24 protein-coding genes, 1 tRNA gene and 1 pseudogene are annotated in these 26,204 nt (G+C 70.7%); 18 read left to right on the top strand and 8 right to left on the bottom strand.

Annotated features, from left to right (window positions below; translation table 11 throughout):
* Positions 1–97 precede the first annotated feature (97 nt).
* A complete protein-coding gene (locus tag HND91_RS21055; RefSeq protein ID WP_181708577.1) occupies positions 98–1,273 on the bottom strand; it encodes a phosphoserine transaminase in 1,176 nt (391 codons plus the stop codon).
* Positions 1,274–1,648: 375 nt separating this feature from the next.
* On the opposite strand from HND91_RS21055, the gene HND91_RS21060 reads away from it, so the two are divergent.
* The gene (locus HND91_RS21060; RefSeq protein WP_181708578.1) at positions 1,649–3,079 is read left to right on the top strand and encodes a homospermidine synthase; all 1,431 of its coding nucleotides are present in this window, start codon (positions 1,649–1,651) and stop codon (positions 3,077–3,079) included.
* 212 nt (positions 3,080–3,291) lie between these two features.
* On the top strand, positions 3,292–3,705 hold the full coding sequence (locus HND91_RS21065; RefSeq protein WP_181708579.1) for a hypothetical protein: 414 nt from the start codon (positions 3,292–3,294) through the stop codon (positions 3,703–3,705).
* On the opposite strand, the gene HND91_RS21070 is transcribed toward HND91_RS21065, so the two are convergent.
* From HND91_RS21070 to HND91_RS21080, 3 genes are read right to left on the bottom strand one after another with little or no spacing between them, the layout of a single operon-like run.
* Positions 3,668–4,816: a radical SAM protein gene (locus tag HND91_RS21070; protein ID WP_181708580.1), complete on the bottom strand. Its 1,149-nt coding sequence runs from the start codon at positions 4,814–4,816 to the stop codon at positions 3,668–3,670. The genes HND91_RS21065 and HND91_RS21070 overlap by 38 nt on opposite strands.
* A 29-nt stretch (positions 4,817–4,845) precedes the next feature.
* Entirely contained in the window at positions 4,846–5,814 is a 969-nt protein-coding gene (locus tag HND91_RS21075) for a WD40 repeat domain-containing protein (protein ID WP_181708581.1), read from the bottom strand.
* 57 nt (positions 5,815–5,871) lie between these two features.
* Entirely contained in the window at positions 5,872–6,951 is a 1,080-nt protein-coding gene (locus HND91_RS21080) for a CobW family GTP-binding protein (protein WP_181708582.1), read from the bottom strand.
* A gap of 248 nt (positions 6,952–7,199) precedes the next feature.
* Here HND91_RS21080 and HND91_RS21085 point away from each other — a divergent pair, with 248 nt between their 5' ends.
* The 7 genes from HND91_RS21085 (at position 7,200) to eda (ending at position 14,295) form a co-directional block, all read left to right on the top strand.
* The gene (locus tag HND91_RS21085; RefSeq protein WP_181708583.1) at positions 7,200–7,727 is read left to right on the top strand and encodes a MarR family winged helix-turn-helix transcriptional regulator; all 528 of its coding nucleotides are present in this window, start codon (positions 7,200–7,202) and stop codon (positions 7,725–7,727) included.
* A gap of 197 nt (positions 7,728–7,924) precedes the next feature.
* The gene (locus HND91_RS21090) at positions 7,925–8,890 is read left to right on the top strand and encodes a DMT family transporter (protein ID WP_181708584.1); all 966 of its coding nucleotides are present in this window, start codon (positions 7,925–7,927) and stop codon (positions 8,888–8,890) included.
* Positions 8,891–9,070: 180 nt separating this feature from the next.
* A complete protein-coding gene (locus HND91_RS21095; RefSeq protein WP_210272824.1) occupies positions 9,071–10,057 on the top strand; it encodes a LacI family DNA-binding transcriptional regulator in 987 nt (328 codons plus the stop codon).
* Between the two features lie 172 nt (positions 10,058–10,229).
* Positions 10,230–11,201, top strand: coding sequence for a 2-hydroxyacid dehydrogenase (locus HND91_RS21100; protein ID WP_181708586.1), 972 nt, complete (start codon positions 10,230–10,232; stop codon positions 11,199–11,201).
* 82 nt (positions 11,202–11,283) lie between these two features.
* Positions 11,284–12,015, top strand: coding sequence for a trehalose-phosphatase (gene otsB / locus HND91_RS21105; protein WP_181708587.1), 732 nt, complete (start codon positions 11,284–11,286; stop codon positions 12,013–12,015).
* A gap of 19 nt (positions 12,016–12,034) precedes the next feature.
* Complete coding sequence (locus HND91_RS21110) at positions 12,035–13,402, top strand: alpha,alpha-trehalose-phosphate synthase (UDP-forming) (RefSeq protein ID WP_181708588.1); 1,368 nt, start codon at positions 12,035–12,037, stop codon at positions 13,400–13,402.
* 260 nt (positions 13,403–13,662) lie between these two features.
* On the top strand, positions 13,663–14,295 hold the full coding sequence (eda, locus tag HND91_RS21115) for a bifunctional 4-hydroxy-2-oxoglutarate aldolase/2-dehydro-3-deoxy-phosphogluconate aldolase (protein WP_181708589.1): 633 nt from the start codon (positions 13,663–13,665) through the stop codon (positions 14,293–14,295).
* Between the two features lie 246 nt (positions 14,296–14,541).
* Here eda and HND91_RS21120 read toward each other — a convergent pair whose 3' ends face one another.
* Complete coding sequence (locus HND91_RS21120) at positions 14,542–16,794, bottom strand: putative bifunctional diguanylate cyclase/phosphodiesterase (protein WP_181708590.1); 2,253 nt, start codon at positions 16,792–16,794, stop codon at positions 14,542–14,544.
* Positions 16,795–17,007: 213 nt separating this feature from the next.
* Here HND91_RS21120 and HND91_RS21125 point away from each other — a divergent pair, with 213 nt between their 5' ends.
* Positions 17,008–17,853 (top strand): ChaN family lipoprotein, encoded by an 846-nt coding sequence (locus HND91_RS21125; protein WP_181708591.1) that lies wholly within the window; start codon positions 17,008–17,010, stop codon positions 17,851–17,853.
* Between the two features lie 10 nt (positions 17,854–17,863).
* On the opposite strand, the gene HND91_RS21130 is transcribed toward HND91_RS21125, so the two are convergent.
* The gene (locus HND91_RS21130; RefSeq protein WP_181708592.1) at positions 17,864–18,157 is read right to left on the bottom strand and encodes a Dabb family protein; all 294 of its coding nucleotides are present in this window, start codon (positions 18,155–18,157) and stop codon (positions 17,864–17,866) included.
* A 237-nt stretch (positions 18,158–18,394) separates the two neighbouring features.
* Positions 18,395–18,471 (bottom strand) — tRNA-Met (locus tag HND91_RS21135).
* Between the two features lie 159 nt (positions 18,472–18,630).
* Between HND91_RS21135 and HND91_RS21140 the strand changes: the two genes are divergently transcribed.
* From HND91_RS21140 to HND91_RS21160, 5 genes are all read left to right on the top strand, one after another.
* A complete protein-coding gene (locus tag HND91_RS21140; RefSeq protein WP_181708593.1) occupies positions 18,631–20,088 on the top strand; it encodes an ArnT family glycosyltransferase in 1,458 nt (485 codons plus the stop codon).
* Between the two features lie 121 nt (positions 20,089–20,209).
* Entirely contained in the window at positions 20,210–20,935 is a 726-nt protein-coding gene (locus tag HND91_RS21145) for an energy-coupling factor ABC transporter ATP-binding protein (protein ID WP_181708604.1), read from the top strand.
* Positions 20,932–21,585: an energy-coupling factor transporter transmembrane component T family protein gene (locus HND91_RS21150; protein WP_181708594.1), complete on the top strand. Its 654-nt coding sequence runs from the start codon at positions 20,932–20,934 to the stop codon at positions 21,583–21,585. Before HND91_RS21145 ends, HND91_RS21150 begins: the two co-directional genes overlap by 4 nt.
* Entirely contained in the window at positions 21,582–22,163 is a 582-nt protein-coding gene (locus tag HND91_RS21155; protein ID WP_181708595.1) for a biotin transporter BioY, read from the top strand. Before HND91_RS21150 ends, HND91_RS21155 begins: the two co-directional genes overlap by 4 nt.
* 15 nt (positions 22,164–22,178) lie before the next feature.
* The gene (locus tag HND91_RS21160; RefSeq protein WP_181708596.1) at positions 22,179–22,733 is read left to right on the top strand and encodes an MOSC domain-containing protein; all 555 of its coding nucleotides are present in this window, start codon (positions 22,179–22,181) and stop codon (positions 22,731–22,733) included.
* Between the two features lie 62 nt (positions 22,734–22,795).
* Here HND91_RS21160 and HND91_RS21165 read toward each other — a convergent pair whose 3' ends face one another.
* On the bottom strand, positions 22,796–24,124 hold the full coding sequence (locus HND91_RS21165; RefSeq protein WP_181708597.1) for an NAD(P)/FAD-dependent oxidoreductase: 1,329 nt from the start codon (positions 24,122–24,124) through the stop codon (positions 22,796–22,798).
* Positions 24,125–24,564: 440 nt separating this feature from the next.
* Between HND91_RS21165 and HND91_RS21170 the strand changes: the two genes are divergently transcribed.
* The 3 genes and pseudogenes from HND91_RS21170 to HND91_RS21180 form a co-directional block, all read left to right on the top strand.
* Positions 24,565–25,023, top strand: a complete 459-nt coding sequence (locus HND91_RS21170) for a cupredoxin domain-containing protein (RefSeq protein WP_181708598.1) — start codon at positions 24,565–24,567, stop codon at positions 25,021–25,023.
* A 135-nt stretch (positions 25,024–25,158) separates the two neighbouring features.
* Positions 25,159–25,407, top strand: coding sequence for a PepSY domain-containing protein (locus HND91_RS21175; protein ID WP_181708599.1), 249 nt, complete (start codon positions 25,159–25,161; stop codon positions 25,405–25,407).
* A 189-nt stretch (positions 25,408–25,596) separates the two neighbouring features.
* A pseudogene (locus tag HND91_RS21180) lies at positions 25,597–25,827 on the top strand (peptide deformylase); the annotation flags it as partial.
* Positions 25,828–26,204: the final 377 nt, after the last annotated feature.

Raw genomic sequence — 26,204 nt, forward strand, 5'->3', positions numbered from 1 at the left:
AAGGGGAAACCTCCGCGGGATCAGGAACCGGGAAACCGCGTGGCCGTCAGGCAGGAAACAGCCGCCGACCCCACGAACCTCCCGCCCCCGCGCTCCCTCACGCCGCCTGGGCCATCTCCGTCTTGGTCTTCTCGAACGCGAAGGCCAGCCAGGGCATCAGGGCCTCCACGTCGGCGGTCTCCACCGTCGCGCCGCACCAGATCCGCAGACCCGGAGGTGCATCGCGATAGCCGGCGATGTCGTAGGCGACGCCTTCCTTTTCCAGGAAGCCGGTGAAGGCCTTCACGAACGCCTGCTGGCCGGCGTCGTCCAGGCTGGCGACGGCCGGGTCCTTGAAGGTGAGGCAGACGGAGGTGTTGGAGCGGGTTTCCGGCACCTCGGCCAGGAAATCCAGGAAGTCGACCTTGGCCACGAAGTCGGCGATTGCCTTGGTGTTGGCGTCGGCGCGGGCCACGAGGCCGTCGAGACCGCCGACCGACTTCGCCCACTGGAGCGCGTCGATGTAGTCCTCCACCGCCAGCATGGACGGCGTGTTGATCGTCTCGCCCTTGAAGATGCCCTCGATCAGCTTGCCGCCGGAGGTGAGGCGGAAGATCTTCGGCAGCGGCCAGGCGGGCTTGTAGGTCTCCAGCCGCTCCACCGCGCGCGGGGAGAGGATCAGCATGCCGTGGGCCGCTTCGCCGCCGAGCACCTTCTGCCAGGAGAAGGTCACCACGTCGAGCTTGTCGAAGGGGAGCCGCTGGGCGAAGGCCGCCGAGGTGGCGTCGCAGATCGTCAGGCCCTCGCGGTCCGCCGGAATGAAGTCGCCGTTCGGCACGCGGACGCCGGATGTGGTGCCGTTCCAGGTGAACACCACGTCATGGTCGAAGTTCACGGCGGAAAGGTCCGGCAGCTTGCCGTAGCCCGCCTTGATCTCGCGGGCGTCCTTCAGCTTCAGCTGCTTCAGGGCGTCGGTCACCCAGCCGGAGCCGAACGATTCCCAGGCGAGGAGGTCCAGCGGACGTTCGCCGAGCAGCGACCACATGGCCATTTCCACCGCGCCGGTGTCGGAGGCCGGCACGATGCCGATGCGCCAGTCGGCGGGAACCTGGAGGACGTCGCGGGTGAGGTCGATCGCCTGGGCGAGCTTGGTCTTGCCGACCTTGGCGCGGTGGGACCGGCCGACAGCCGCTCCCTTCAGGGCCTCGACGGACCAGCCTGGGCGCTTGGCGCAGGGGCCGGAGGAAAAATGCGGCATGGCCGGCTTTTCAGCCGGGCGGGCGGTCGCTGTCATGATGCTATCCTTTCAGATAGGCGCCCCTCGGTGGGGAGGGGTGTCCCGCCGTCGGGATTAGGCCAAGTCCTTCGCGCCGTCAATCTCGGATCGAGCCTCTACGCAGTCCTGCGACCACGGCACCGCCGAAGCCGGCGCTCGTACCAGATCCGGCCGGCGGTCGCGACCGTCGGTTCGGTCCGCACCCCGGCGGAACTGTCACAAAACTTCCGTTTCCTTCGCACCCCGTTTCGTCTATGGTGCCCGCCGCTTAGGCCTTGTTGATCGAGGCCGTCCGCTGCGGCGCGCTGGAGCCTGACGATACGGTTCCGCCCTAAGAGCTTGCGCCAATCCCCAATACCGACCGGAGAGATCCGAACGATAGGAGAGGTTTGAATGAATTCATCGCTCGTGCATGGCACGATTTCCGGCCCTGTGGTGCTCATTGGTTTCGGGTCCATCGGCCGCGGCATCCTGCCGCTCCTGGAGCGACATATCGAATTCGACAAATCTCGAATGACGGTGATCGACCCGGTCGACACCGACCGGTCGCTGCTCGACGAGCGCGGCATCGCCTTCCTGAAGGAGGCGGTCACGCGGGAGAACTACCGCACACTCCTGTCCGGCCTGCTCACCGAAGGCGACGGCCAGGGCTTCTGCATCAACCTGTCGGTGGACACCTCGTCCCTCGACATCATGAAGCTCTGCCGGGACCTCGGCGTCCTCTACATCGACACCGTGACCGAGCCGTGGGCCGGCTTCTACTTCGACAAGTCAGCCGGTCCCGAGGCGCGCTCCAACTACGCCCTGCGCGAAACCGTGCTGGCGGAGAAGCGCGCCAATCCGGGCGGCACGACGGCCGTGTCCTGCTGCGGCGCCAACCCGGGCATGGTGTCCTGGTTCGTCAAGGAGGCGCTGCTGACGGTCGCCCGCGACACCGGCCTGACGGTGGAGACGCCCACCACCCGCGACGGTTGGGCCTCGCTCATGCAGACCGTCGGCGTGAAGGGCATCCACATCGCCGAGCGCGACACCCAGCGCACCCGCGCGCCGAAGCCGCTCGACACCTTCTGGAACACCTGGTCGGTGGAAGGCTTCATTTCGGAGGGCCTGCAGCCGGCCGAGCTCGGCTGGGGCAGCCACGAGACCTGGATGCCGGAGATCGGCCGCCGCCATGAGAAGGGCTGCCAGGCCGCCATCTACCTGATGCGCCCCGGCGCCGACACGCGCGTGCGCACCTGGTGCCCGACGCCCGGCCCGCAATTCGGCTTCCTCGTCACCCACAACGAGGCGATCTCGATTTCCGACTACTACACGGTCGGCCAGGGCGCCGATCCGGCCTACCGCCCCACCTGCCACTACGCCTACCATCCGTCCAACGACGCGGTGCTGTCGCTGCACGAGATGTTCGGCAAGGCCGGCAAGGCGCAGCCCGTGCAACACGTGCTCGACGAGCACGAGATCGTGGACGGGCGCGACGAACTCGGCGTGCTCCTGTTCGGTCACTCCCGCAACGCCTTCTGGTACGGCTCGCGCCTGACCATCGAGGAGGCGCGCGCCCTCGCCCCCTACCAGAACGCCACCGGCCTGCAGGTGTCCTCGGCCGTCCTCGCCGGCATCGTGTGGGCGCTGGAGAACCCGAACGCCGGGATCGTCGAAGCCGACGAGATGGACCACGCGCGGTGCCTGGAGGTGCAGAAGCCCTACCTCGGCTCCGTGGAGGGCATCTACACCGACTGGACGCCGCTCGCCGACCGGCCGGGCTTCTTCCCGGAGGATCTGGACCTCGACGAGCCTTGGAGCTTCCGCAACATCCTCGTCCGCTGAGGGCAGCGCAAAGGCACTTTATCGTCAGGGCCGACCCGACCGGGTCGGCCCTTTTTATTGTGTATCATATGTCCGGTTTTCCCGGCGATAACTGCTGCCGAAAGCTGCCCGACATGACGGTGCAGCGGCTCGAACTGACGACATCACTGCCGGTTCAAGTACGTGGTAGAATTCCGCCGTCGGCGACGGGGCCGACTTCGGGGATTACGATCATGAATTCGACAGCCAGCTTGTTCTTCAAGTCGGGAGTGCTGTTTCTGCTTGTCGGCCTGGGGGCCGGCATCGGCATGGCGGCCAGCCACGACCACACCATCGCGCCGGCGCACGCGCACCTGAACCTTCTGGGCTTCGTGCTCTCGGTGGCCTACGGCACCTATTTCGCGCTGTCGCCCGCCAAGGCGAACGGCCTGCTGCCGCGCGCGATCTGGGGCCTGCACACCCTGGCGGTGGTGGTGATGTTCCCGACGCTCAGCCTCATGCTCCTCGGCAATGCCGCCCTCGAGCCCGTGGTGGCCGTGTCGTCCATCGTCGCCTTCGTGGCGGCGCTCCTGTTCGCCTTCGTGGTGTTCAGGCCGGCCCGCGCCACCGTCACGCAGCCGGTCGGCCGGGTCGCCTCCACAGCATGACGGCGGGGTCGCCGGGCACATCCAGATGGGCGGGGAAATCCGGATAGACGAAGCTCCGCCCGTCGCGCCGGAAGGTGACGAGGCCGTTCGCCTCGTCCCAGCTCGCGACATGCTCGCGCCGCACCTTGCCGAGCGGGCTGTCGAGCGTGAACCGCACCGCGTTCACCCAGCTCGGCGAGCGAGTCACGAAGGCGTCCTGCAGGGCGAACAGGCGTTTCAGCCCGATCCTGTAGGGCGCCGAAAAGCGGATCGGCTCCGGCACGTAGACCGACAGCGTCCGCACCCGGAGATCGTCCAGACGCGTGACGAGATCGATCAGGAGATCCGGGTCGTCGTTGACGCCGCGCAGGAGCGGGAAGTGGTTGTAGAGGCGGATGTCGGCCCGGCGCAGCCCGGCCAGCGCCGCCTCCACCTCCTCGCAGACCTCGTACGGGTGGATGAAGTGGAAGACGATCCGCGCGTCCGCCTCGGCCAGAAGCGCCACGCGCTCCGGATCGGCGAACACCTTCGGGGCGAAGGCGAGCGTACGCGTGTGCATGCGGATCGCCGGGGGCCGCGGCAGCCCCTTCAGCGTCCTCAGGATCAGCGCCAGCTCCCGCGTCGGCAGCGTCATCGGATCGCCGCCCGACAGGATGACCTCGCGCACCAGCGGCGTCCTCGCCAGATAGGCCACCAGGGCCTCGAGCTCGGCCGCCACGCGGGTCCGACCCGCCTCGTGCTGGTCCGTCAGCACGTCCTGCCGGAAGCAGTACTGGCAGTGGCCGGCGCAGACCGACGTGGGCATGAAGAGCACCCGGTCGGCGTACTTGTGGATGATCGCCGTCGATCCCGGCACCGGCATGTTGGTGCGGTCGTCCACCCAGTCGGCCACCTCGTGGCCCGCCGAGACGCCGAACCGCTCCCGGGGCGGGCGCGCGGCCCGGTTCAGCGGTCCGTCCGTATGGCCGAGCGCCGCGATCTCCTCGTCGAGCTTGCGCCGGTAGAAGCCGGTGATCTTGATCGGCAGCAGCCGCTCCGCCCGGGCGAGCGCGTCGTAGCGGGCGTCGAGCGCCGCCTGCTCGGCGGGCGTCGTCCGCGAAACGTCGGCCGGACCATGGGGAAGTGCGGACATCGCGTGTTCCGATCGGGCGTGCGCCGGCCTCAGCCGGCGAGGTCCACGACGCCGGCGGCGCCCGTCTCGGTGCCGAACGCGAGCTCCAGCCCGGTGCGGTTCCAGCCCAGCGCCGAGATCGGCCCGTCTCCGGGCCGGCGCAGCAGAACCTCCTCGCCGTCGCCGAAGCGGACGAGCAGGATCATGCCGTCGTCATAGCCGATGGCGGCGATCTCCTCCGACGGGTGGCAGGCCACCTGCGTCACCAGTTCCTGGCGCGGGCCGAGCTCCAGCGGGCGCTTGCCCATGGGGCCGTCCTTGAAGTGGAAGGGCCAGCAGACCGAGGCGCCGGCGCCGGAACTGGCGAGGAAGCGGCCCTTCGCCGACCAGGACAGCGACTTCACCTTCACCGGATAGCCGGACATGCGCATGTGCTGGCCATCCTTCAGGCGCCAGCCGTGCAGCGCGTTCTCCTGCATGGACGTCACCACGTTGGCGCCGTCGGGCGACAGCGTCACCGCGATGTGCGAGCCCTTCCACTCCAGCTCCTGGGGCGCCGCGGTCGTGCCCGGAAACCAGAGGCCGACGCCGTTGTAGCCGGCGATCGCGACCCGGAGCCCCTTCGGGAAGAAGGCCAGCCCGCCGACGGCGCGCGGCCGGGTGAGTTCGTGCTCCTTGCCGGACGCTTCCCGCACCCAGACGGTTCGGCCGGACGCGAAGGCCACCGCGCCGCCCGGGCCGGTGGCCAGCTGGTCGATCCACTTCCGGCCCTTCTCGGCGAGCGGCGTCACTGTGCCGTCCTCGGTGATGCGCAGCACCCGGCCGTCGTCGCCGCCCGTCACCAGCGTCCGGCCGTCGAGGTCCCGCACGGCGGCCAGGATGCCCCCGTGCGGCTTCTCGGTCCGGCCGGCGGTGCCGAACGTGACGGTGCCTTCGCCGCTGGCGAAGACCGGCGTATCGCCAAGGAAACCGGCGAAAACCACATAGCCGGGAGCGGTGACGGGCGTGACGGTGGGCAAGGCGCGGTCCGGATCGATGATGCTGTCAGGGTGAAGGCGAGGAGCCGGCGGGCACGCTCAGACGAGGCACTCGCGGAAGCTCTTCTCCAGCGCGGCCCGGTCGAGCTTGCGGCCGATGAACACCAGTCGGCTCTCGCGCGGTTCGTCGTCGCGCCAATCGCGCTGCAGGTCGCCCTCGACCAGCATGTGGACGCCCTGGACCACGTAGCGCTTCGGCTCGTCCTTGAACGCCATGATGCCCTTCAGGCGCAGGATGTTCGGCCCTTCCGCCTGGGTCACCTCGCCGACCCACCGGATGAAGCGATCCGGATCCACCTCGCCGCCCTTCAGCGAGATGGAGGCCACCTCGGTGTCGTGGTGGTGATGGTGCCCGTGATGGCCATGGTCATGGTCGTGGTGGGCATGGTCGTGGTGATGATGGTCGTGGTCGCAGTCCGGCCCGCACACATGGTCGTGGTCGTGGTCGTGCGCCTCGCCGTCCAGGAAATGCGGGTCGAGGCTGAGGATGCGGTCGAGGTCGAAGGCGCCCTTGTCCAGGATCGCGTCGAGCGGCACCGCCGAGCGCTGCGTCTTGTGGATCCGCGCATAGGGGTTGAGCTGGCGCAGCGTGGCCTCCACCTCGGCCAGTTCCTCCGGCGAGACGAGGTCGGTCTTGTTGAGGAGGATCACGTCGGCGAAGGCCACCTGGTCCTCCGCCTCCGGCGCGTCGGCGAGCCGGGCCATCAGGTGCTTGGCGTCCACCACGGTCACCACCGCGTCGAGGCGCGACATCTTGCGCACCTCCTCGTCCATGAAGAAGGTCTGGGCCACCGGCGCCGGATCGGCAAGGCCGGTGGTCTCCACGATGATGGCGTCGAAGCTGCCCTTGCGCTTGGCGAGGTTTTCCACCACGCGGATCAGGTCGCCGCGCACGGTGCAGCAGATGCACCCGTTGTTCATCTCGAACACCTCCTCGTCGGTGTCCACGATGAGGTCGTTGTCGATGCCGATCTCGCCGAACTCGTTGACGATGACGGCATAGCGCTTGCCGTGGTCCTCGGTGAGGATCCGGTTGAGGAGCGTGGTCTTGCCGGCGCCGAGATAGCCGGTGAGGACGGTGACCGGCACCTGGGCGCCGGCGGAGGTCTGAACGGTCATGTCTGAACACCTTCGGATGGCTCGCGCGGCGGGCGCGTGGGCGGATGGAGCGTGCAGCGGACGTGCGGGTTCATGCGCATCTGGCCGCCGCCGATCGTTCGGATCGACTTAGCACGACGGACCGGCGCTCGCCACGGCAGTCGCGGTCGCGCGTCGTCGCCTCGACAGCGATGCGGTTCACCACCTAAATAAGTGACATGGAGACGTGCGAGAAGAGTGCCGTCATTCATGGCGCACGAGGGGAATCGATGAGCTTCAACCATCGCAAGAGCGTGACCTTCCGACTGGCCCAGGCCGCTCGAGCTCATCGCACCCGGTCCGGTGTCCATCTCGGCCGGATCGGCCTGCACCCCGGGCAGGAATCCGTGCTGAAGGCCCTGGAGCAGCAGGACGGCCAGTCCATGTCCGAACTCGCCGGGGCCCTCGGCGTGCAGCCGCCCACCGTCACCAAGATGATCGCCCGCCTCGGCGCCCAGGGGCTTGTGACCCGCCAGGTTTCGGCCTCCGATGGCCGCCTCGCCCGCGTCTTCCTCACCGACCTCGGCCGCGAACGGCTCGCCGCCGTGGATGCCGCCTGGAAGCGCGTGGAGAAGGAGGCGCTCGCCGGGTTCGAGGACAAGGACAAGAAGCGTCTGCGCAAGCTCCTGCGGGCCATCGAGCGCAACCTCTCGCCGGGAGCCGCCGACGACGTCGAAGTGGCCGACGACGAGGATCTCGACGCCGAGCCGGTCCCCGCCCCGGCCGCCGCGACAGCGCCCGAGCCGGTCGAGGCCTGACGTCGGAGAAGGCCTGGTCCGACCCGGCATCGCGCCCCCGCAGCGCCGTCCGGCAAGCGGCCATGCGCGAGCTGCATGGCAGATCCGCGCCGTCATCGGACCCCACGGCCTACAGGCTCGCGCCGTCCTGGTTCATAAGGGAACCGAACGAATGCCGGACGGGGCGTGCCGCGAGGGCCGACGACGTGAAGACTTCCATGGACGATGACGGATCGGCTTCGGCGGGCGGGGCGGCCGGCGGGCGGCGGCAGACGCTTCTTCGCGATGCCGACGCGGGCGCCCGCATGAAGGGCATCGGCCTCATCCTGCTGTCGTCGCTTCTGTTCACGGTCCTCGACACGTCCGCCAAGGTGGTGTCCACCATGGGCATACCGGTGCTGGAGGTGGTGTTCGTCCGCTACGGCGTCCACTTCGTCCTGGCCGCCCTCATCCTCAACCCGGTCACGTCGCCGGCGTCCTGGCGCACCCGCAAGCCGATCCTCCAGGTGGTCCGCGCCCTCGCGCTCACCGCCTGCACGGCATTCAACTTCATCGCCCTGCAATATCTGCAGCTCGCCCAGACGGTGACCATCTCCTTCCTCGGGCCGCTCTTCATCGCGGGCCTCTCCTTCATCCTGTTCGGCGAGAAGGTGGGTCCCCGGCGTCTCGCCGCCATCCTGGTCGGGTTCGGCGGCATCCTGGTCGTCACCCAGCCGGGGCTCGCCGGCTTCCACCCCGCCATGCTGATCGCGCTTCTCTCCGTGATGAGCTACTCCGTCTATGCGCTGATGACCCGCTCGCTGGCGGGCACGGAGTCTCCCGGCAGCATGATCCTGGTGCTCGCCGGCGTGCCGACGCTGATCCTCGCGCCGCTCATGCCCGCGGTCTGGGTCTGGCCCGAAGACCCGCTCCTCCTGGTCCTGATGCTGGTCATGGGCGTCACCGGCGGCCTCGGCCACTTCTTCGTGATCCTCGCCCACCGCTACGCCACCGCGTCGGTGCTCGCGCCCTTCAACTACATCCAGATCGTCTACATGGTCCTGTCCGGCTATCTGGTCTTCGGCGACGTGCCCACCGCCCCCACGCTCATCGGCGCCGGCATCGTGGTGGCCTCCGGCCTCTACCTTCTGCACCGGGAACGTGTGCGCCGGTCCCCGGCGTCCGAAACCGGCCGGGCGGCCTGACCGCCCGTCGGCGCCGCGCGGAACGGCGCGGCGCGGCGTCTTCCACCGGCCTCGGCCCCGTTTATCTTGACGCGGACCTGCGTTCCCTGCCATCACGGTCCAAACAATCCCAACAAGGGACGGACCATGGTGGCCCCCAGTCCGGACGACGTCCGGAGATCACGCCGCCGGCGCATCACGTTGAGCCAACTCGCCGCTCAGCTCGACGTGTCCACCGCGACGGTGTCGCTCGCGTTGCGCGACAACCCTGCCGTGTCGCTCGAGACGAGGAAGAAGGTTCAGGCGCTCGCGCAGGAACTCGGCTATATCTACAACCGGCAGGCGGCAAGCCTCAGAACCTCGCGCACGGATATCGTGGGCGTGGTGGTTCACGACGTGCTCAATCCTTATTTCGCCGAGGTGTTCCGCGCCGTGGAGGCGGAGCTTGAAGCCCAGGGCTTCACCATCCTCATCTGCAATCACCGCGACGAGATCCACCGGCAGCGCAATTTCGTCCAGGTCCTGCAGCAGCAGAACGCGGACGGTCTGGTGATCTGCCCGTCTCTCGGCACCACCTCGGCCGACATCGACGCCATCGTCCGGTCCGGCACGCCGGTCACGGTGATCTGCCGCGACGTGGACGGCGCCACCGCGCCGAGCGTGCGCGGCGACGACTTCCTCGGCATGTACGAGATCACCACGCACCTGATCGGCCAGGGCCATCGCTCGCTCGCGATCGTGGGCGGACGACGGATGACCTCCGCCGGGCGCGACCGGCACGGCGGCTTCCTCGCCGCCATGCGGGAAGCCGGGCTGACGCCGGTGGCCGACATTCCGGAACTCATGACGCTCACAGACGGGCGCAACGTGGTGGACCGGCTGCTCGCCCTGGAGACGCGGCCGACCGCCATCGTGTGCTTCAACGACCTGATCGCCTTCGGGGTCATGTCCGGCCTCACCAAGGCGGGTCTCCGGCCGGGCGTCGACGTGGCCGTCACGGGCTATGACGACGTGGACGGATCGGCCAGCTGGGCGCCCTCTCTGACCACCGTGAAGAACGGCTCGGACGAGATCGGCATCCAGGCCGCGCGGGCGATCAAGGCCCTGATCGAGGGCGAGGAGCCGCCGTTCCAGCGCCTCCTCATCCCGCCGCGCCTGGAAGTGCGCGCGTCCAGCACCGGCGGCTGACCGCCCGGCCGCCTTTGCCGGCGGCCGGCCCTCCGGGCGGGCGCAGCCGCTTCGCCGCCGACGACCGTCTCTCCACACCCGGCGAAAGCCGCGCGGCGTCCACTCCCCCTCGAAGGCCTGGCGTCATCGTCCGAGGCATGACCCGGGCTCCTGTTCTCGAAAGGCATGACCGATGGCTGTTCCCCTGCTCCTCACCGGGCCGTCCATGGCGTTCGTGCGCGACCAGCTGGACGCCCGGTTCGAGATCCACGACCTGCATGCCGCCGAGGACAAGGACGCCCTGCTGGATGCGGTCGGCCCGACGATCCGGGCCGTCGCCACGGCGGGGAGCGCCGGCGTCGGCGCGGACCTGATGCGCCGCCTGCCGAACCTGGAGATCGTCGCCCACTTCGGCGTCGGCTACGACCCGGTGGACGTGGGCCATGCGGCCTCCGCGGGCGTCGTCGTCACCAACACGCCGGACGTCCTCACCGACGAGGTGGCGGACACCGCCATGGGGCTTCTCCTGATGACGGTGCGGGAGCTCTCGGCGGCGGAGCGCTGGGTCCGGGCGGGGAACTGGGAGACCAAGGGCGCCTACCGGTTGACGCGCGGCTCGCTCACGGGCCGCCGCCTTGGCATCTTCGGCCTCGGCCGGATCGGCAAGGCCATCGCCCGCCGGGCCGAGGCGTTCGGCCTGTCGATCGCCTATCACAACCGCCGTCCGGTGGCCGACGTCGCCTATCCGTATCACGACACGCTCGTCGGCCTGGCGGCGGCGGTGGACACGCTGATGGTGGTCGCGCCGGGCGGTCCGGGCACCCGCCACGCCGTGAACGCCGCGGTGCTCGAGGCCCTCGGGCCGGACGGCGTGCTCGTCAACGTCGGCCGCGGCAGCGTGGTGGACGAGGCCGCGCTGGTGGCGGCCCTGGAGCGGGGCGCCCTCCTCGGCGCCGGGCTCGACGTCTTCGAGGCGGAGCCGCGTGTGCACCCCGGCCTGATGACCCGCGACGACGTGGTGCTGCTGCCGCACGTGGGCTCCGCCTCCATCCCGACCCGGCAGGCCATGGGCCAGGTGCAGGTGGACAATCTCGCGGCCTGGTTCGACGGCAAGCCCCCGCTGACGCCGGTGCCCGAGACGCCCGTGCCCGCGGGTCGCGGCTGACAGGGCGGACAGCAGGGTCCTTTTCTGAAACTTTTCGTCGATTCCGGCGGAACCGCGGCGCTCGTGCGGCGTTCCGGGTGGGATGCTGCTTGACCTCGAGCCTGACGAGACTGCGCTGTTCCTGGACTTCGACGGGACGCTGGTGGACCTGGCGCCCCGGCCGGAGGACGTGGTCGTCGCGCCGCGCCTGCCGGCCCTGCTGTCGCGGCTCCAGACCCGGTTCGGGGGCGCGGTGTCGCTTGTCAGCGGCCGGCCGATCGCCGATCTGGACAGCTTCCTCACTCCCTTTTCGTCGGTCGCCCATGGTCTCCATGGCCTCGAGGGTCGCGACGCCCCCTATGCGCCGGTGATCCGGGTGAAGCCGCCCGCCGCGCTGGACTGGATCCGCAGCGGGCTCTCGGAGAGCGGGATCGGCGAGACGCCCGGCGTTCTCGTCGAGGACAAGGGCCTCACGATCGCCGTCCACTATCGCAACGCGCCGGACCAGCACGACGCCATCTGCACCCTCCTCCACGACCTTGCGGCGCCTCACGCGGATCTCAGCGTGCTCGCCGGCAAGATGGTGGTGGAGGTCAAGCCGTTCGGCACCTCCAAGGCGACCGCTGTGGAGCGAGCGCTCGTCCTGCCGGGTTTCAAGGGACGCCGGCCCGTGTTCGTGGGCGACGACATCACCGACGAGGACGGCATGAAGGCCGCTCTGGAGCGCGGCGGCACGGCGGTGAAGATCGGCGAGGGGCCGAGCGTGGCGCCGCACCGGCTCGGCAGCCCGGCGGACGTCCATGCCTGGCTGGACCGCCTCGCGGGGTCGGCATGACCGAGGGGGATCGGCGTCGATGAAGCGGCTCGTGGTGGTGTCCAACCGGGTTGGACCGCTGAAGGACACGGGCAAGGCCGGCGGCCTCGCGGTTGCGCTGGTGGACATGCTGCGCGAGCGCGGCGGCGTCTGGTTCGGCTGGTCCGGCGAGATCAGCGACGTCGGCACGTTCTCCGAGCTCCGGCGCGAGCGCAGCAAAACGGTGGAGCTCTGCACCATCGACATCGACGCCACCGACAACGCGGAGTTCTACGCCGGCTACGCCAACCGGACGCTCTGGCCGGTCCTCCACTACCGCCTCGACATCGCGGAGTTCTCGCCCGTCTTCGAAGCCGGCTACCGCCGGGTGAACGAGCGGTTCGCCGCCCGCCTCCTGCCGCTCCTGCGCTCGGACGACCAGATCTGGGTGCACGACTACCACTTCTTCCATCTCGGCGCCGAGCTCCGCCGGATGGGCGTGGAGAACCGGATCGGCTTCTTCCTGCACATCCCCTTCCCGCCGCCGGACATGCTGAGCGCCCTGCCGCGCCACCGGGACCTCGTCCGCTCGCTGCTCGCCTACGACCTGATCGGGCTCCAGACCGACCGGGACCGGCGCCATTTCGTCGACTACCTCCGGGAGGAGGCCGGCGGCGTGGACCTCGGCGACGGCCGGGTGGAGGCCTGGGGCCGGATCGCCCGGGTGGCGGCCTTCCCGATCGGCATCGACACCGAGGGCTTCCACGAGTTCGCCGACGGCCCGGAAGGCCGGCGCGAGCGCCTCCGCCTGGAGCGCCACCTCAACGGCCGCCGGCAGATCGTGGGGGTGGACCGCATTGATTATTCGAAAGGAATCCCCCACCGCTTCCGGGCGGTGGAGCGCTTCTTCGACGATTATCCGGAGCACCGGGGCAAGGTCAGCCTGCTTCAGGTGGCGCCGCCGTCGCGCTCGGAAGTGGATGCCTACGCGGAGATCCGGCGGGAGCTGGAACACCTGGCCGGGCATATCAACGGCCGTTTCGCGGACGTGGACTGGACGCCCATCCGCTTCATCACGCGGGGATTTCCCCGCCGGGCGCTGTCCGGCGTCTACCGGGCGAGCCGGATGGCGCTGGTGACGCCGCTGCGCGACGGCATGAACCTCGTCGCCAAGGAATATGTGGCCGCGCAGGACCACCAGGACCCGGGCGTCCTTCTCCTGTCGCGCTTCGCCGGCGCGGCGGAGAGCATGGGCGAGGCCCTGATCGTCAATCCCTACGCCGCCGACGAGGTGGCGAGCGCCATCAAGGCGGCCCTCGACATGCCACTCGACGAGCGCCGGGCCAGACACCATGCCCTCTACACGCGCCTCGTGGAAGGCGACGCCAAGCACTGGGCCAACTCCTTCCTCAGCATGCTCGATCGATGACCGCTTGTCGACGAGGAGATCTCGCGGCGGTGCGACGAAACGGCCTTGCGCCGAAAGTCTGAGGGCGCTAGAGCATTCTCCGATCAAGTTGCACGACTTGATCGCCGGGAGAATGCTCCAGCTTATTGAATCTGGAGCGTTTTCTTGTCGACCTGACGATTCCGTCAGGTCGGAAAGCGCTCTAGGCGTGCCTTGTCCCTCCGCATGCCGCGCCGATCGATGCATCTGGCGCATGGCAACAGCCCGACGAGGCGACCGTCATGATCGACACGCAGGCCCTTCTCGCCGTTCTCCGCCGCGCCCCCGTGGTGCCGGTGCTCATCGTGGACCGCCTGGAGGACGCCGAGCCGCTCGGAAAAGCCTTGGTTTCCGGGGGCTTGCCGGCACTGGAGGTGACGCTCCGGACCGATTGCGCGCTCCAGGCGATCGAGGCCATGAGCGCCATCGAGGGGGGCGTCGTCGGGGCCGGGACCATCCTGGACCCCGCCCAGGCCCGGGAGGCGGTGGCGGCCGGCGCCAAGTTCCTGGTGAGCCCGGGCACGACCCCGGCGATCCTGGACGCCGCCCTGGACCTCGGCGTGCCGATCCTGCCCGGCGTCGCAACCGCGTCGGAGGCCCTGATGGCCCGCGAGCGCGGCTTCAAGATCCTGAAATTCTTCCCCGCCGGCCCGGCCGGCGGCCCCAACTACCTGAAGTCGTTGGCGTCTCCGATCGCCGACGTGCTCTTCTGCCCGACCGGCGGCGTGACCGCCGAGAACGCCCGCGACTACCTGAAGTTGCCGAACGTGGTCTGCGTCGGCGGCTCCTGGGTGGCCCCGGCGGACGCCGTGAAGGCCGGCGACTGGGGCCGGATCGAGGCGCTGGCCCGGGACGCGGCGGCCCTGAAGGCCTGATCCGACGTCGGCGGTGTCGTGGCCGGCCCGTGGCGTCTCGGACCCACACCGGAGGCGGCTCCGCCGGCGGCGGACCGTTGCTCTTGAAGCCTGAATGCCGCGGTCGCCCTCGCCGGGCGACCGGCGCATCGATGCCGGGGTGTCGTCGGCATCCGGCGGCCACGTCGGGCCACATCCGCCCTGCTGTCGGCCGATGTCGCCCGAGAGGGCCGGATGGCGGACAAGCGCCCCTTCGGCCGCCCGCGATCAGGCGACCTGGATGCGCTTGTCCCCGGTGGCGGTGAAGCAGGACTGCTCGACCAGGTCGGCCGGCATGGGGCGGGCGAACAGATATCCCTGAGCGAAGTCGGACCCGAGCGCGACCAGGATGTCGCGCTGCTGCTCCGTCTCGACCCCCTCGCAGACCACCTGGACCCCGAGGTCGTGGGCGAGCCCGATCATCGCCCGTACGATGGCGTGGCTCTCCGGGCTGGTGACCAGGTTGCTGACGAACGAGCGGTCGATCTTCAGCATGTCGACCGGAAAGTCCTTCAGGTGCGTGAGCGACGCATAACCCGTTCCGAAGTCGTCGAGGGAGATCCGCACGCCGGCGCGCGAGAGGGCGTTCAGGGTCTCCGCCACGTTGCGGATGTCCTTGGCGAGGAGGACGTTCTCGGTGACCTCGACCGTGAGCGCCTCCGGCGGCAGCCCGTGCGACTTGAGACCGGTCAGGATCAGGCCGGCCAGATCGCCGCGGCGGAACTGGCTGGTGGCGACGTTGATCGCGATCGTCCCGAAGGCCAGCCCCCGGGTCCGCCAGTCCTGGGCCTGCCTGAGCGCCTGATCGAGCACCAGGTCGCCGATGATCTGGCTGAGCTGCGGATCCTCCAGGGCGGGCATGAAGAGGCTCGGCCCGACCACCGCGCCGTCCGGCCGGCGCCAGCGAACGAGCGCCTCGAAGCCGAGCAGGCCGCCGGTGCGCAGGCAGGTCTTCGGCTGATAGTAGAGGAGGAGATTGCCCGGGTTGGCGACCGCCTGCCGCATGGACCGCAGGATCGACTGCTTGAGCTCCATCTCCTCGCGCATGGCGCGGTGGAACCGCACCACCCGGTTCCGGCCGGCGGTCTTGGCCTCGTAGAGGGCGATGTCGGCGTCCTTGAGAAGCTGGTCGGCGCCGTCGCCGGTGCGGCCGATCACCACGCCGATGCTGGCCGTCACCGGGATCGACTCGTCCCCGTAGCGGACGCTCTCGCTCAGGCTGTCGGCCACCAGGCCGGCCACCCGGTCCAGGTTGGCAAGGTTCGGCAGGTTGAGGATCAGCACGGCGAACTCGTCGCCCCCGAGCCGCGCCACGATCGCCCCTTCGCCGGCCGACCGCCGCAGGCGGAGCGCGACTTCGGCGAGGAGCGCGTCGCCGGCGTGATGGCCGAGGCCGTCGTTCACCTCCTTGAAGTGGTCGATGTCGATCATGAGCAGGCCGTGGCGCGCGTCCCTGCCGCCGACCGCGAGGCCGGCCTCGAGCCTGTCCTGGAACACCCGCCGGTTGGGGAGGCCCGTGAGCACGTCGTGGGTGGCGACATACTGGACCTCCTCCTCGGCGGCCCGCTGGTCCGTCACGTCCTGGATGGTGCCGATCAGGCGCGAGACGCCCGTCTTGGTGCGCTCCGCCTCGCAGACGCAGCGCACCCAGCGCCGTCGGCCCTGCTCGGTGATCACCTTGAACTCCGCCTCGAACGGGATGCCCTGGGTGAGGGCCGCCTTCATGTGGGCGTGCACCATGTCGCGGTCGCCGTCCGCATAGAAGCGGGTGACGGTCTCGAACGGGGGCGGCGAACCCACCGGCATGTCCAGGATGCGGAAGATCTGGTCGGACCAGACCAGCCGCCGCGCCTTGACGTCATATTCCCAACCGCCGATCCGGGCGATCCGGGTCGTCTGCTCCAGAAGCAGGCGCTGCTTGCCGATCTCCGACTGCTGGGCTGCGATCTTGGCGTTGCGGGCGCGCGTGCGCATGTTGTCCCGGGCCCGTTCCAGGCCGAGACGATGGAGGCGAAGCCTGTCGACCACCGAATGGGCAATGCGCTCCATGACGAAGCGCTGGTTGTCGGCGAGCCGGCGCGGCTCAGTGCCGCCGACGCAGAGGACCCCGATCACCAGCCCGTCCCGGACCGTGATGGGCACGCTGGCGAAGAAGCGCAGATGGGGCGGCCCCACCACGAGCGGATGGTCGACGAAGCGCGGATCGGCGCAGGCGTCCGCGACCTCCAGGTGGCCGCCATGGTCCACCGCCGCGCCGACGAGCGTGCCCTGCCGGGAGAAGGACGGAGCGGTCAGGCCGATCGCCGATTTGAACCAGATCCGGTCCTTGTCCACGAAGCCGATGCCGGCCATCGGCATGTCGAGCGCCGCGCGGGCGAGTTCGCACAGGTCGTCGAATGCCGCGTCCCGGCGGGTGTCCAGAATCCGGTAGCGGTGCAGTTCCTTCAGGCGCTGGTGTTCGTCGGCCGGGTCGAAGCGCATGACGGTCGGTCCTCTTTCGGACTACTTATAAGCGGACCCTTGTAAAAAATCGGTTCAGACGCGCCGGATTTGCAACATAAAATAGCACATATTCATTATGCACGCGGGGCGGACGAGACGCTCCGTCCGGAAGCACCGGGGCCGACGACGCCTTGACGGCCGGCCGAAGGGGCGCATATCGGCCACACGAGGTTCGACGGAGAGTGAACTCCCATGCCTGTGCGCCCCCTGCTGCTGACCGCCGCGCTGCTGACGCTCGGCCTTTCGCCCGTCCGCAGCGCGCCGGGGGCGCTGGACGCCATGGACGACGCGCTCCGGTCGGCGGACCTCGTCATCCTCGGGGAGGTGCACGACGACCCCCGCCATCACGAGATCCAGGCGAAGGCCATTCGCCGGATGGTGGACCTCGGCCGGCGGCCGACGGTGGTGTTCGAGATGATCCCGACCGACCTCCAAGACGCGCTCGACCGGCACCTGGCGGAGAAGCCCGGCGACGTGGCGGGAATCGGCCCGGCCGTCTCGTGGTCGGACCGGGGCTGGGGCGACTTCGCAATCTACGAGCCGGTGTTCGCCGCGGCGGTGGCGAACGGCCTGCCGATCCGGGGCGGCGACCTGCCCGCGGCCGAGAAGCGCCGGCTGAGCGCCGGGGCGGACCCCCTGGACCCGGAGCGCCTGGCCGTGCTCGGCCTCGACGCGGACCTTGCCCCGGACGCGCGGGCCGACCTTGCCGAGACCCTGCGCGCCTCCCACTGCGGCATGCTGCCGGAGACGGCGATCGAGCCCATGATCCTGGTGCAGCGGGCCCGCGACGGCTCCATGGCGGCGGTGATCCGGGAAGCGGCGAGCCGGGGACCGGTGGTGCTGATCGCCGGCCAGGGCCACGCCCGGCGGGACTGGGGCGTGCCGGCCGTGCTGGCCCGCTCCGCGCCGGGGCTGGCGGTGCACGCGGTCGCCTTGCGGGGCGGAGACGGTGGGAGCGGTGGCGGCGAACCGTTCGACGCGGTGGTGCCGACCGGGCCGGAGCCGGCGCGGGAGGACCCGTGCCTCGCCTTCCGGTGAGGCTGCCCGGTCAGCCGGCGGGAGCCTCGTAGTCGGCGGCGAAGCGCAGGTCGCGCAGCGGCCGGACCCGGCGGATCGCCTCGTCGTAGAGCGGATGGGCCTTGTAGGCGGCGAGCGCGGCCTCGTCGTCGAACTCGCCGTAGACCACCACGTCCACCTCGTTGGCGATCTGGTCCTTGCGGCCGTTCTCCACCACCTCCAGCAGGCGGGCGTGGGGGATGGCGCAGAGGATCGACAGGCCGTCGACGATCCGTCCCACGTCCGCCGGGTCGCGGGCTGTGAAGAAGACGATGTGACGGATCAACGGCGGCCTCCGGACGGGGACACGAGGGAGCGCAGGTCCCGCCGCAGGTACGGCAAGGCGGCGCCCTCGGTCAAGCCGTCGGGCTCGGTTCGCCGGTCGGGAAGACGAGCGGCCAGCAACGGCCGCGCCTCGGCGCAGGGGCCGAGACGAGCCGGGGATCCGCGACTGTAAAGGAGAAGTGATCGCCAGAAACGAAAAGATCCCGGTTTCCCGGGATCTTCGGCTTCAAAGAAGCGATGGTTGCGGGGGCAGGATTTGAACCTACGACCTTCAGGTTATGAGCCTGACGAGCTACCGGGCTGCTCCACCCCGCGTCACAGTCGCCGGTGTTTCGCGGCGACGAGGCTCATATAGCTTCTGCTGATCGACATGGAAACCCCCCGGCGACATTTTTTTGTCATGACGCACTTGCATGGGATGTCCGGACCGTGGGACGCCGGTGGGCGGCTTCACCGTCCGCCCGCGGAGACACCATGGACCTTGCCCGCCCCGCCGCCCCGACCGACCGCCCCGATCTGGCGCGGGCGCTGCTCCTCGCCGTGGTGGCGATCGGCGCGCTCCGGGTGGCGGCGCTGCTCGTCAACCGGACCGACCTCTACTTCGACGAGGCGCAGTACTGGACGTGGTCGCAGGCGCTGGACTGGGGCTATTATTCCAAGCCGCCCCTGATCGCGCTCCTGATCCGGATCACCACCAACCTCTTCGGCGACGCCGAATGGGCGGTGCGGCTGTCGAGCCCGATCCTGCACACCCTGACGGCGCTGACGCTCCATCACCTGGGCAGCCGGCTCCACGGGCCCCTGGTGGGCGCCTGGAGCGCCCTCACCTTCGCGACCCTGCCGGCGGTGTCCCTGTCGGCGACGCTGGTGTCCACCGACGTGCCGCTGCTCCTCTTCTGGGCGACGGGGCTGGTGGCGGCGGTGCGGCTGATCGACAGGGGCGACGGATGGGCGGCGGCGGGGCTCGCCGGTTCGGTGGCGCTCGGGCTCAACGCCAAGTACCCGATGCTGCTCCTGCCGGCGCTGGTGGGCGCCTTCCTGCTGCTGACGCCGGCGCTCCGGGGCCGGCTGCGCTCTCCGGTGGTCTGGGCGGGCCTCGTCGGCGGCCTCCTCGGCCTGGTGCCGAACGCGATCTGGCAGGCCCAGAACGACTTCGTGACGCTGATGCACACCCGCGACAACGCCAAGTGGACGGGCGCGCTGTTCCATCCGGGCGCCGCGCTGGAGTTCTTCGGCGCGCAGTTCGGCGTGTTCGGCCCGATCCTGTTCGCCGGCCTGATCGCCGCCACCGCCGGCCTGTGGCGGACCGACCGGCCGCTGGCTGACCGCTTCCTGATCGCCACCTCCGTGCCGATCGTGCTCGCCTTCACGGCCCAGGGCCTGATCTCTCGGGCGAACGCCAACTGGGCCGCGACCGCCTATCCGGGCGCGACCGTGCTGGTGGTGGCGCTCCTGGCGAGCCGGCCGCGACTGTTCCGCGCCTCGCTCGGCCTCCATGGCGTGGTGGCGGCGCTCCTTCTCGTCGGTCCCGCCTTCGCGCCGGAGCTTCGCCTGCCCGGCGGCGCGCGGCCGTTCGAGCGGGTGCTCGGCTGGCGGGACTTCGCGCTCGCGGCCGAACGGGCGGCGCGGGAGACGGGCGCGCGGACGCTGATCCTCGACCGGCGGTCGGACGTGGCGGCGGCGCTCTACTATCTGCGGGACAGCGATCTTGCGATCGCCGTGGAGCGGGACTGGTCGCGCCCGCCGCTCGACCACTACGAGATGACCCGGCCGTTCAGCACCGACCTGCCCGCCCCCGGCCTCCTGGTGACGGCGCCCGGCCGGACGGTGGCCCTGGAGGGCGCCCGGCCGGCCGGAGAGCCGGTGACGCTCCAGGTGTCGCGCGGCGTCGCCAAGGGGCTCGCCCTCACGGGGACGCCGCTCGCCTGGTGAGCGGACCGGCCGCGTGGTCGCACATCCTTCGTTCCGATGGACACGGTTCCGGGGGGCTGCTATCCCGCGCCGTCGCGATCCGAGGAGGATGGGTCGCCCGCACATGGGCATCGACATGGACATGCACCCGAACGCCCCGGTTCTTCTGGACGACGGCCGCCCGGCCGGCCCGCGCGTGCGCTTCGACGGCGTGGCGGTGGACCTCGGCGGCGCGTCCGTGCTCCGGGACATCGACCTCGATCTCGCCGAGCGGCGGATCGGCGTCCTCGGGCTCAACGGGTCCGGCAAGAGCACGCTCGGGCGGCTCGTCAACGGGCTCGTGGCGCCGACCAGGGGGCGCGTGACCGTGGACGGCCTCGACACGGTGGCGGACGGCCGCGCCGTGCGCCGCAAGGTGGGCTTCGTGTTCCAGGCGCCGGAGAACCAGATCGTGCTGCCGATCGTCGGCGAGGACGTGGCGCTCGGCCTGAAGACCCTCGGCGCCTCGCGCAAGGACGCGGCGGCGGGCGCCCGGCGCGCCCTGGAGCGCTTCGGCCTCGGGGATCTCGTCGACCGGTCGAGCCACAGCCTCAGCGGCGGCCAGCGTCAACTGGTGGCGCTGGCGGCGGTGCTGGTGATGGAGCCGGCCCTGGTGGTGTTCGACGAGCCGACCACCCAGCTGGACCTCAGGAACCGCAACGCCGTCGCCCGGGCGATCGACGCCATGGACGCGGCGGCCCTGGTGATCACCCACGACCTCGACCTCGTGGCGGGCTACGACCGCTGCCTCGTCCTGGAGGCGGGCCGCGTGGCGTTCGACGGCGCGCCGGCGGAGGCCGTGCGCTTCTACCGCGAGCGCGCCGCATGATCTCGCTCTACCGACCGGGCGCGACGCCGCTGCATCGGCTGCCGGCGGGGCCGAAGCTCGCGCTGCTGTCGATCGCGGGCGTCGCCTTGACGGTGACGACCCACATCGGCCTCCTCGCCGTCGCGGCGGCCGCCGCGGCCGGCCTGCTGGCGAGCGCCCGGCCGCCGGGCGACCTGGTGCGCGGGCAGGCCATGGGCCTCCTCTGGATCACCCTGGTGGTGCTCGGCCTCGCGGCCCTCGCCGGGTCCTGGCGCGACGGGGTGATCTTCGTCTTTCGCGTGGTGGCGCTCGTGTCGCTCGCCACCGCCGTGACGGTGACGACCCGCACCGCCGACATCCAGGATCTCCTGGAGCGCGGACTTTCGCGCCTCGGCCCCGGCGGCGAGCGGCTGGCCGAGCGGCTCGGCCTCGCCATCGCGCTCGTGATCCGGTTCGTGCCCGAGCTCCTAGCCCACGCGGCGGCGCTCGACGAGGCCCGCAAGGCGCGCGGCCTGAAGGCCTCCGCGCCGCGCCTTCTCATTCCGCTCCTCGTCCGCACCCTCAGAACCGCCGACGCGGTGGCGGAGGCGCTGGACGCGCGCGGCTATCCGGGCACCGGCGGATCGGCCGTCGCCCAACCATCCAAGACCTCGGGGGATACTGCAGCATGACCACCCGCGACCTCGTTCTCGTCGCTCTCTTCACGGCCCTCGTGGTGGCGCTCGGCGCCGTGCCGGGCATTCCGGTCGCCGCGCTTCCGGTGCCGATCGTGCTGCAGAACCTCGGCATCATCCTCGCCGGCGCCGTCCTCGGAGCCTGGCGCGGCGCGGCCGTGGCGGCGCTCCTGGTGGTGCTGGTGGCGATCGGTCTGCCGGTGCTCTCCGGCGGGCGCGGCGGCCTCGGCGTCCTCGGCGGACCCACCGGCGGCTTCATCCTCGGCTGGATCCCGGCCGCCTTCGTGACCGGCCTCGTGGCCGAACGGATCGCCCCGGTCGGCAGCCCGCTCGGCCGCACGTTCCTCGGCGTCGGCCTCGGCGGCCTCCTCGGCGGCATCGTGATCGACTACGCGGCCGGCATCGCCTGGCTTCTCGCCATGGCGCCGAACGAGGCCGGCCTGCCGCTCGGTGAGCGCCTGGCGAAGACCACCCTCGGCATGGCGGTGTTCATCCCGGGCGATCTCGTCAAGATCGCGCTCGCCGGCGTGATCACCCACGCGCTCGGCAAGGCCTATCCGATCGCGCGCCGCTGACCGGGGACGCCCGCCATGCCCGGCACGCTCGCCCCCATGGTGATCGCGGTCGCCCGCGCCGCCGACCATCGCTTCAGCAAGGACCTCGCCGGCGCGATCCGCCTGATCGCCGGCGAGGGGGTGGAGGGCGACGCCCACCGGGGCGTCACCGTGAAGCACCGCTCGCGGGTCGCCCAGGATCCGACGGCGCCGAACCTGCGGCAGGTGCACCTGATCCAGAGCGAGCTCTTCGACGCGCTCGCCGCCCGCGGCCACCGGGTGCGCCCCGGCGACCTCGGCGAGAACGTGACCACGCGCGGCGTGGACCTTCTGGCGCTGCCGGTCGGCACGGAGCTCCGGTTCGCCGGCGGTGCGGTGGTGGAGCTGACGGGCCTGCGCAATCCCTGCGCCCAGATCGACGCCTTCCAGCCCGGCCTCCTCGCCGAGGTGGTGGAGAAGACCGTGGACGGCGGGCTCGTCCGCAAGGCGGGCGTGATGGGCGTCGTCCGCGTGGGCGGAACGATCCGGACCGGCGACGCCATCGCGGTGACGCTGCCGCCCGAGCCGCACCGGGCGCTCGACCGGGTCTGACCCGACCGCGCCATGGGGCGGCCACGTCTCCGCCGGCGGCGGGGCCGGCCCGACGCGCCCGCTCAGACCGGCGGCGCGAGGGTGACGGGCGTGCCGTCCAGAAACCGCGACAGGCGGAACGGCGCCGGGTCCACGATGGGCGGCGCGCCCGTGACGAGGTCGGCGGCGAGACGGCCGGCCCCCGGCCCGATGCCGAAGCCGTGGCCGGAGAAGCCGGTGGCGACCAGGAGGCCCGGCACCGTCTCCACGGGGCCGATCACCGGCACGGCGTCGGGCGTCACGTCGATCAGCCCCGCCCAGACCTGCTCCACCGGCAGCGTCCCGAGCGTCGGGAAGGCCCGCTCCATGGCGGCCACCGCACGGGCGGCGCTCGCCTTGTCGGGCTCCGGGTCGAGCACGCGGGTCCGCTCGAACGCGCCCGGCCGGTCGAGCGGCACCGGGCGGATCTCCCGAAGTTCGTCCAGGAAGCGGCGGCCGAGGCCGAGCTGCACCGACTCGCCCTCGGCCCGGAACGCCGGCTGGAAGGCGCGAAAGAAGCGGACGCTGTCCGGCACCAGGGTGTGTTCGTTGCGGTCGCCGTCCGCGATGGTGAAGCCGCCGTCGAACCGGCGCCGGTAGGCGAAGCCGGCCAGCGCCGCCGCCCCGTCCGGCCCGGCCGGGACCGGCCGGGTGCGGGCGACGCTGTTGCGCACCTTCAGCTGCGGCAGGGCGACGCCGACGCCCTTCAGGATCAGCCGCGACCACGCCCCGCCCGCCACCACGACGGCGGACGTGCGCACGACGCCGCGCTCCGTCACCACGCCGGCGATCCGCCCGGCCGACCGGTCGAAGCCGCGCACGGCGCAGCCGGTGACGATGCGGGCGCCAAGGCCGCGGGCGAGCCGGGCGAGCGCCGGCGCCGCCTTCTGGGGCTCGGCCCGGGCGTCGGAGGGGGTGTGGAGCGCCCCGAGCGGCCTGAGCGCCAGGCCCGGCATGAGGGCGAGCGCCGCGTCGGCGCCGATCTGCCGGCTGGTGACGCCGAACGGCCGGGCGGCCGCCACCCAGGCGTCCCGATTTGCCACCTCCCGCTCCGTCGCCGACACGTAGAGGATGCCGGTGCGCCGATAGCCGATGTCCGTGTCGAGCCGGGGCGCCAGGGCATCCCACAGACGCTGGGCCTCCAGCATCAGCGGCACCTCGCGGAGGTCCCGCCCCATGACCCGGATCCAGCCCCAGTTGCGGCTCGACTGCTCGCCCGCGATGACGCCCTTCTCCAGGAGGAGCACGTCGACGCCGCGCTCCGCCAGGGCGAGCGTCGTCGCGACCCCGACGATGCCGCCGCCCACCACCACCACGTCGGCGGAGGCGGGCAGCGTGTCATCGGACGGGACGGGATCGAGCGGCGGACCCATGGGCGCCTCCTGTTCGGCGCATGATCGAAGCCCCGGGCTCCAAGGCGCCTTCCGACCTGACGGAATCGTCGGGTCGCCAAAAAAATCGCTCCGGATTCAAGACGCTGGAGCATTCTCGCAACGATCAGGTCGTGCAACCTGATCGAAGACTGCTCTAGACGAGGCGGCACGCCGCGTAAAGCGGCCCGGTCGAGCGCGGGGCCCGGAGCCGTTCGCCGCGGCCCCGCGCGGATGCACCGACGTCGCACCCGCCCCGTTGGAGACTTTGTTACCGACCTGTAACTTGACCCGGCGGAGGGTGCCATGGCTCGTTTCAGGGCGACCCCGACCGGCGGTGCACGAGAGTGGCCGGCCGCGAGGGAATGGGCGCGCGTCAGATGCGCCGGTTCTGTTCCTCGAAACGCAAGGAGCAGGCTCTTGGAGGGGAAGGAAGGCAGTCCATGAAAACCATCGCGCTCGCACTGGCGATCGCCGCCTCGGCCGTCACCGGGACGGCCACGGCCGCCCCGCTCTGTGACGGATCCAAGCTCGGCTTCGCCGGACTTCTGGCCAAGTGCAACCGCGGCGAACCGATCAAGCTGACGCTCGCCTCCGGCAAGCCGCTCTACGAGGGCGAGCAGCCGGTGAAGCTTCAGTCGGGCGCCTACTACGAGCTCCAGATCACGGCCGACGGATCGGCCGAACTCGCGCTCGCCGGAGCGGACTTCCTGCGGGCGATCTGGATGAACGAGATCGTCATCAACGGGATCGAGATCCGGCCGATGGCGATCGATTCGCTCGAGTTCGACAAGGCCGGCGAGGCGACCCTGTCCTTCATCGCGATCAAGCCGGGGACGTTCGAGATCAGCATTCCGCGCACGCGCGGCGAAGGACAGCGCGTGACGCTCTCCATCCAGTGACACGCCCGAACGGACATGTCGTCGGTCGACGGCGGTGAGCCACACGGGCGCGACCGGTCCGTCGACAAAACGGTCGGCGGTGGACAGGCAACCGGGTCCACCGCGAGGAAGAAAAGCCAAGGAGATCAGAGGACCATGCTGAAAGCGTTTCTCATCGCCGGCGCTCTCGCCACGGCGCCCGTCGCCGCTCTCGCGACCGAAGCCCCGGCGGAGGTCGTCACCAAGATCAACGCGATGCTCGCCGACATGCAGTGCGAAGTCGACGCCGCCAACATCGAGGCGAGCGACACCGGCTACGAGCTGGACGACGTCTTCTGCGCCGACGGCCAGTATGACATCAACCTCGACAAGGACCTCAAGGTCTCCAGCAAGACCAAGGAGTAGTCGGTCGACCGCCAAGGATCGCCGGGGCCGTCGCCCGGCAGGTCGCTCGACGGAGCGGCGCTCCGTCACCGAGCAGCGCTTCGTCACAATCAGGATGAGCCGCCGCCCGCGCGACAGGGCGGCCGCATGACGGCCAAAGCCCCGCCCTCGCCCGGCGGGGCTTTTCCGTCGGTCGCCACGGTTCTCGCGGAGGCAAGCGTTTCGCTGCCGGGCATCGTGGGCGCGGTGGTTCGGCCGGAACGGGTGCGCGTGGCGTTCCAGGATCTCGACGGCCGCGATCAAACCCTGTCCGCCGACGGTCTCCTGTCCGTCTGCCTGCAGCACGAGATCGACCAGCTCGACGGCGTCTTCTGGCTCCAGCGCCTGTCCCGCCTGCGCCGCGACCGCATCCTGAAGCGGATCGCGAAGGGAGACGCGTGAGCGCACCCGCGAAGGCGCCCTCCCCTCTCGCCGGACCGCGCCGCACCTTCCGGGCCCCAACCGTCCTGCTGCGCTTCAGGCGCACCCTCCACGCATTCGTCGGCCGCCCCCGGACAGGGTGCGCGTCCGGTCTTCGTGGCGCTCCCCTCTCCCGCAGCCGTCATGGTGCGCGTCTGGCGCACCATCCACGCATTCGTCGGCCGCCGCACGACGCGCCGCCTTGCGCTTTCCCCGCGTGCCTTGGCCTTCCCTGTGCCCGAACGCACGAAAGCCCCGGCGAGGGGGCTCGCGCGGGGCTTTGGTGGTTGTGTGATCCGGTCTCGTGTGGAGAAGGCTTGGTGTTTTCTGTCTCGTGGTCCTGATCTTGGCTGGCCTGG

The organism is Chthonobacter rhizosphaerae (assembly GCF_013839525.1).
Lineage (GTDB): Bacteria > Pseudomonadota > Alphaproteobacteria > Rhizobiales > Pleomorphomonadaceae > Chthonobacter > Chthonobacter rhizosphaerae.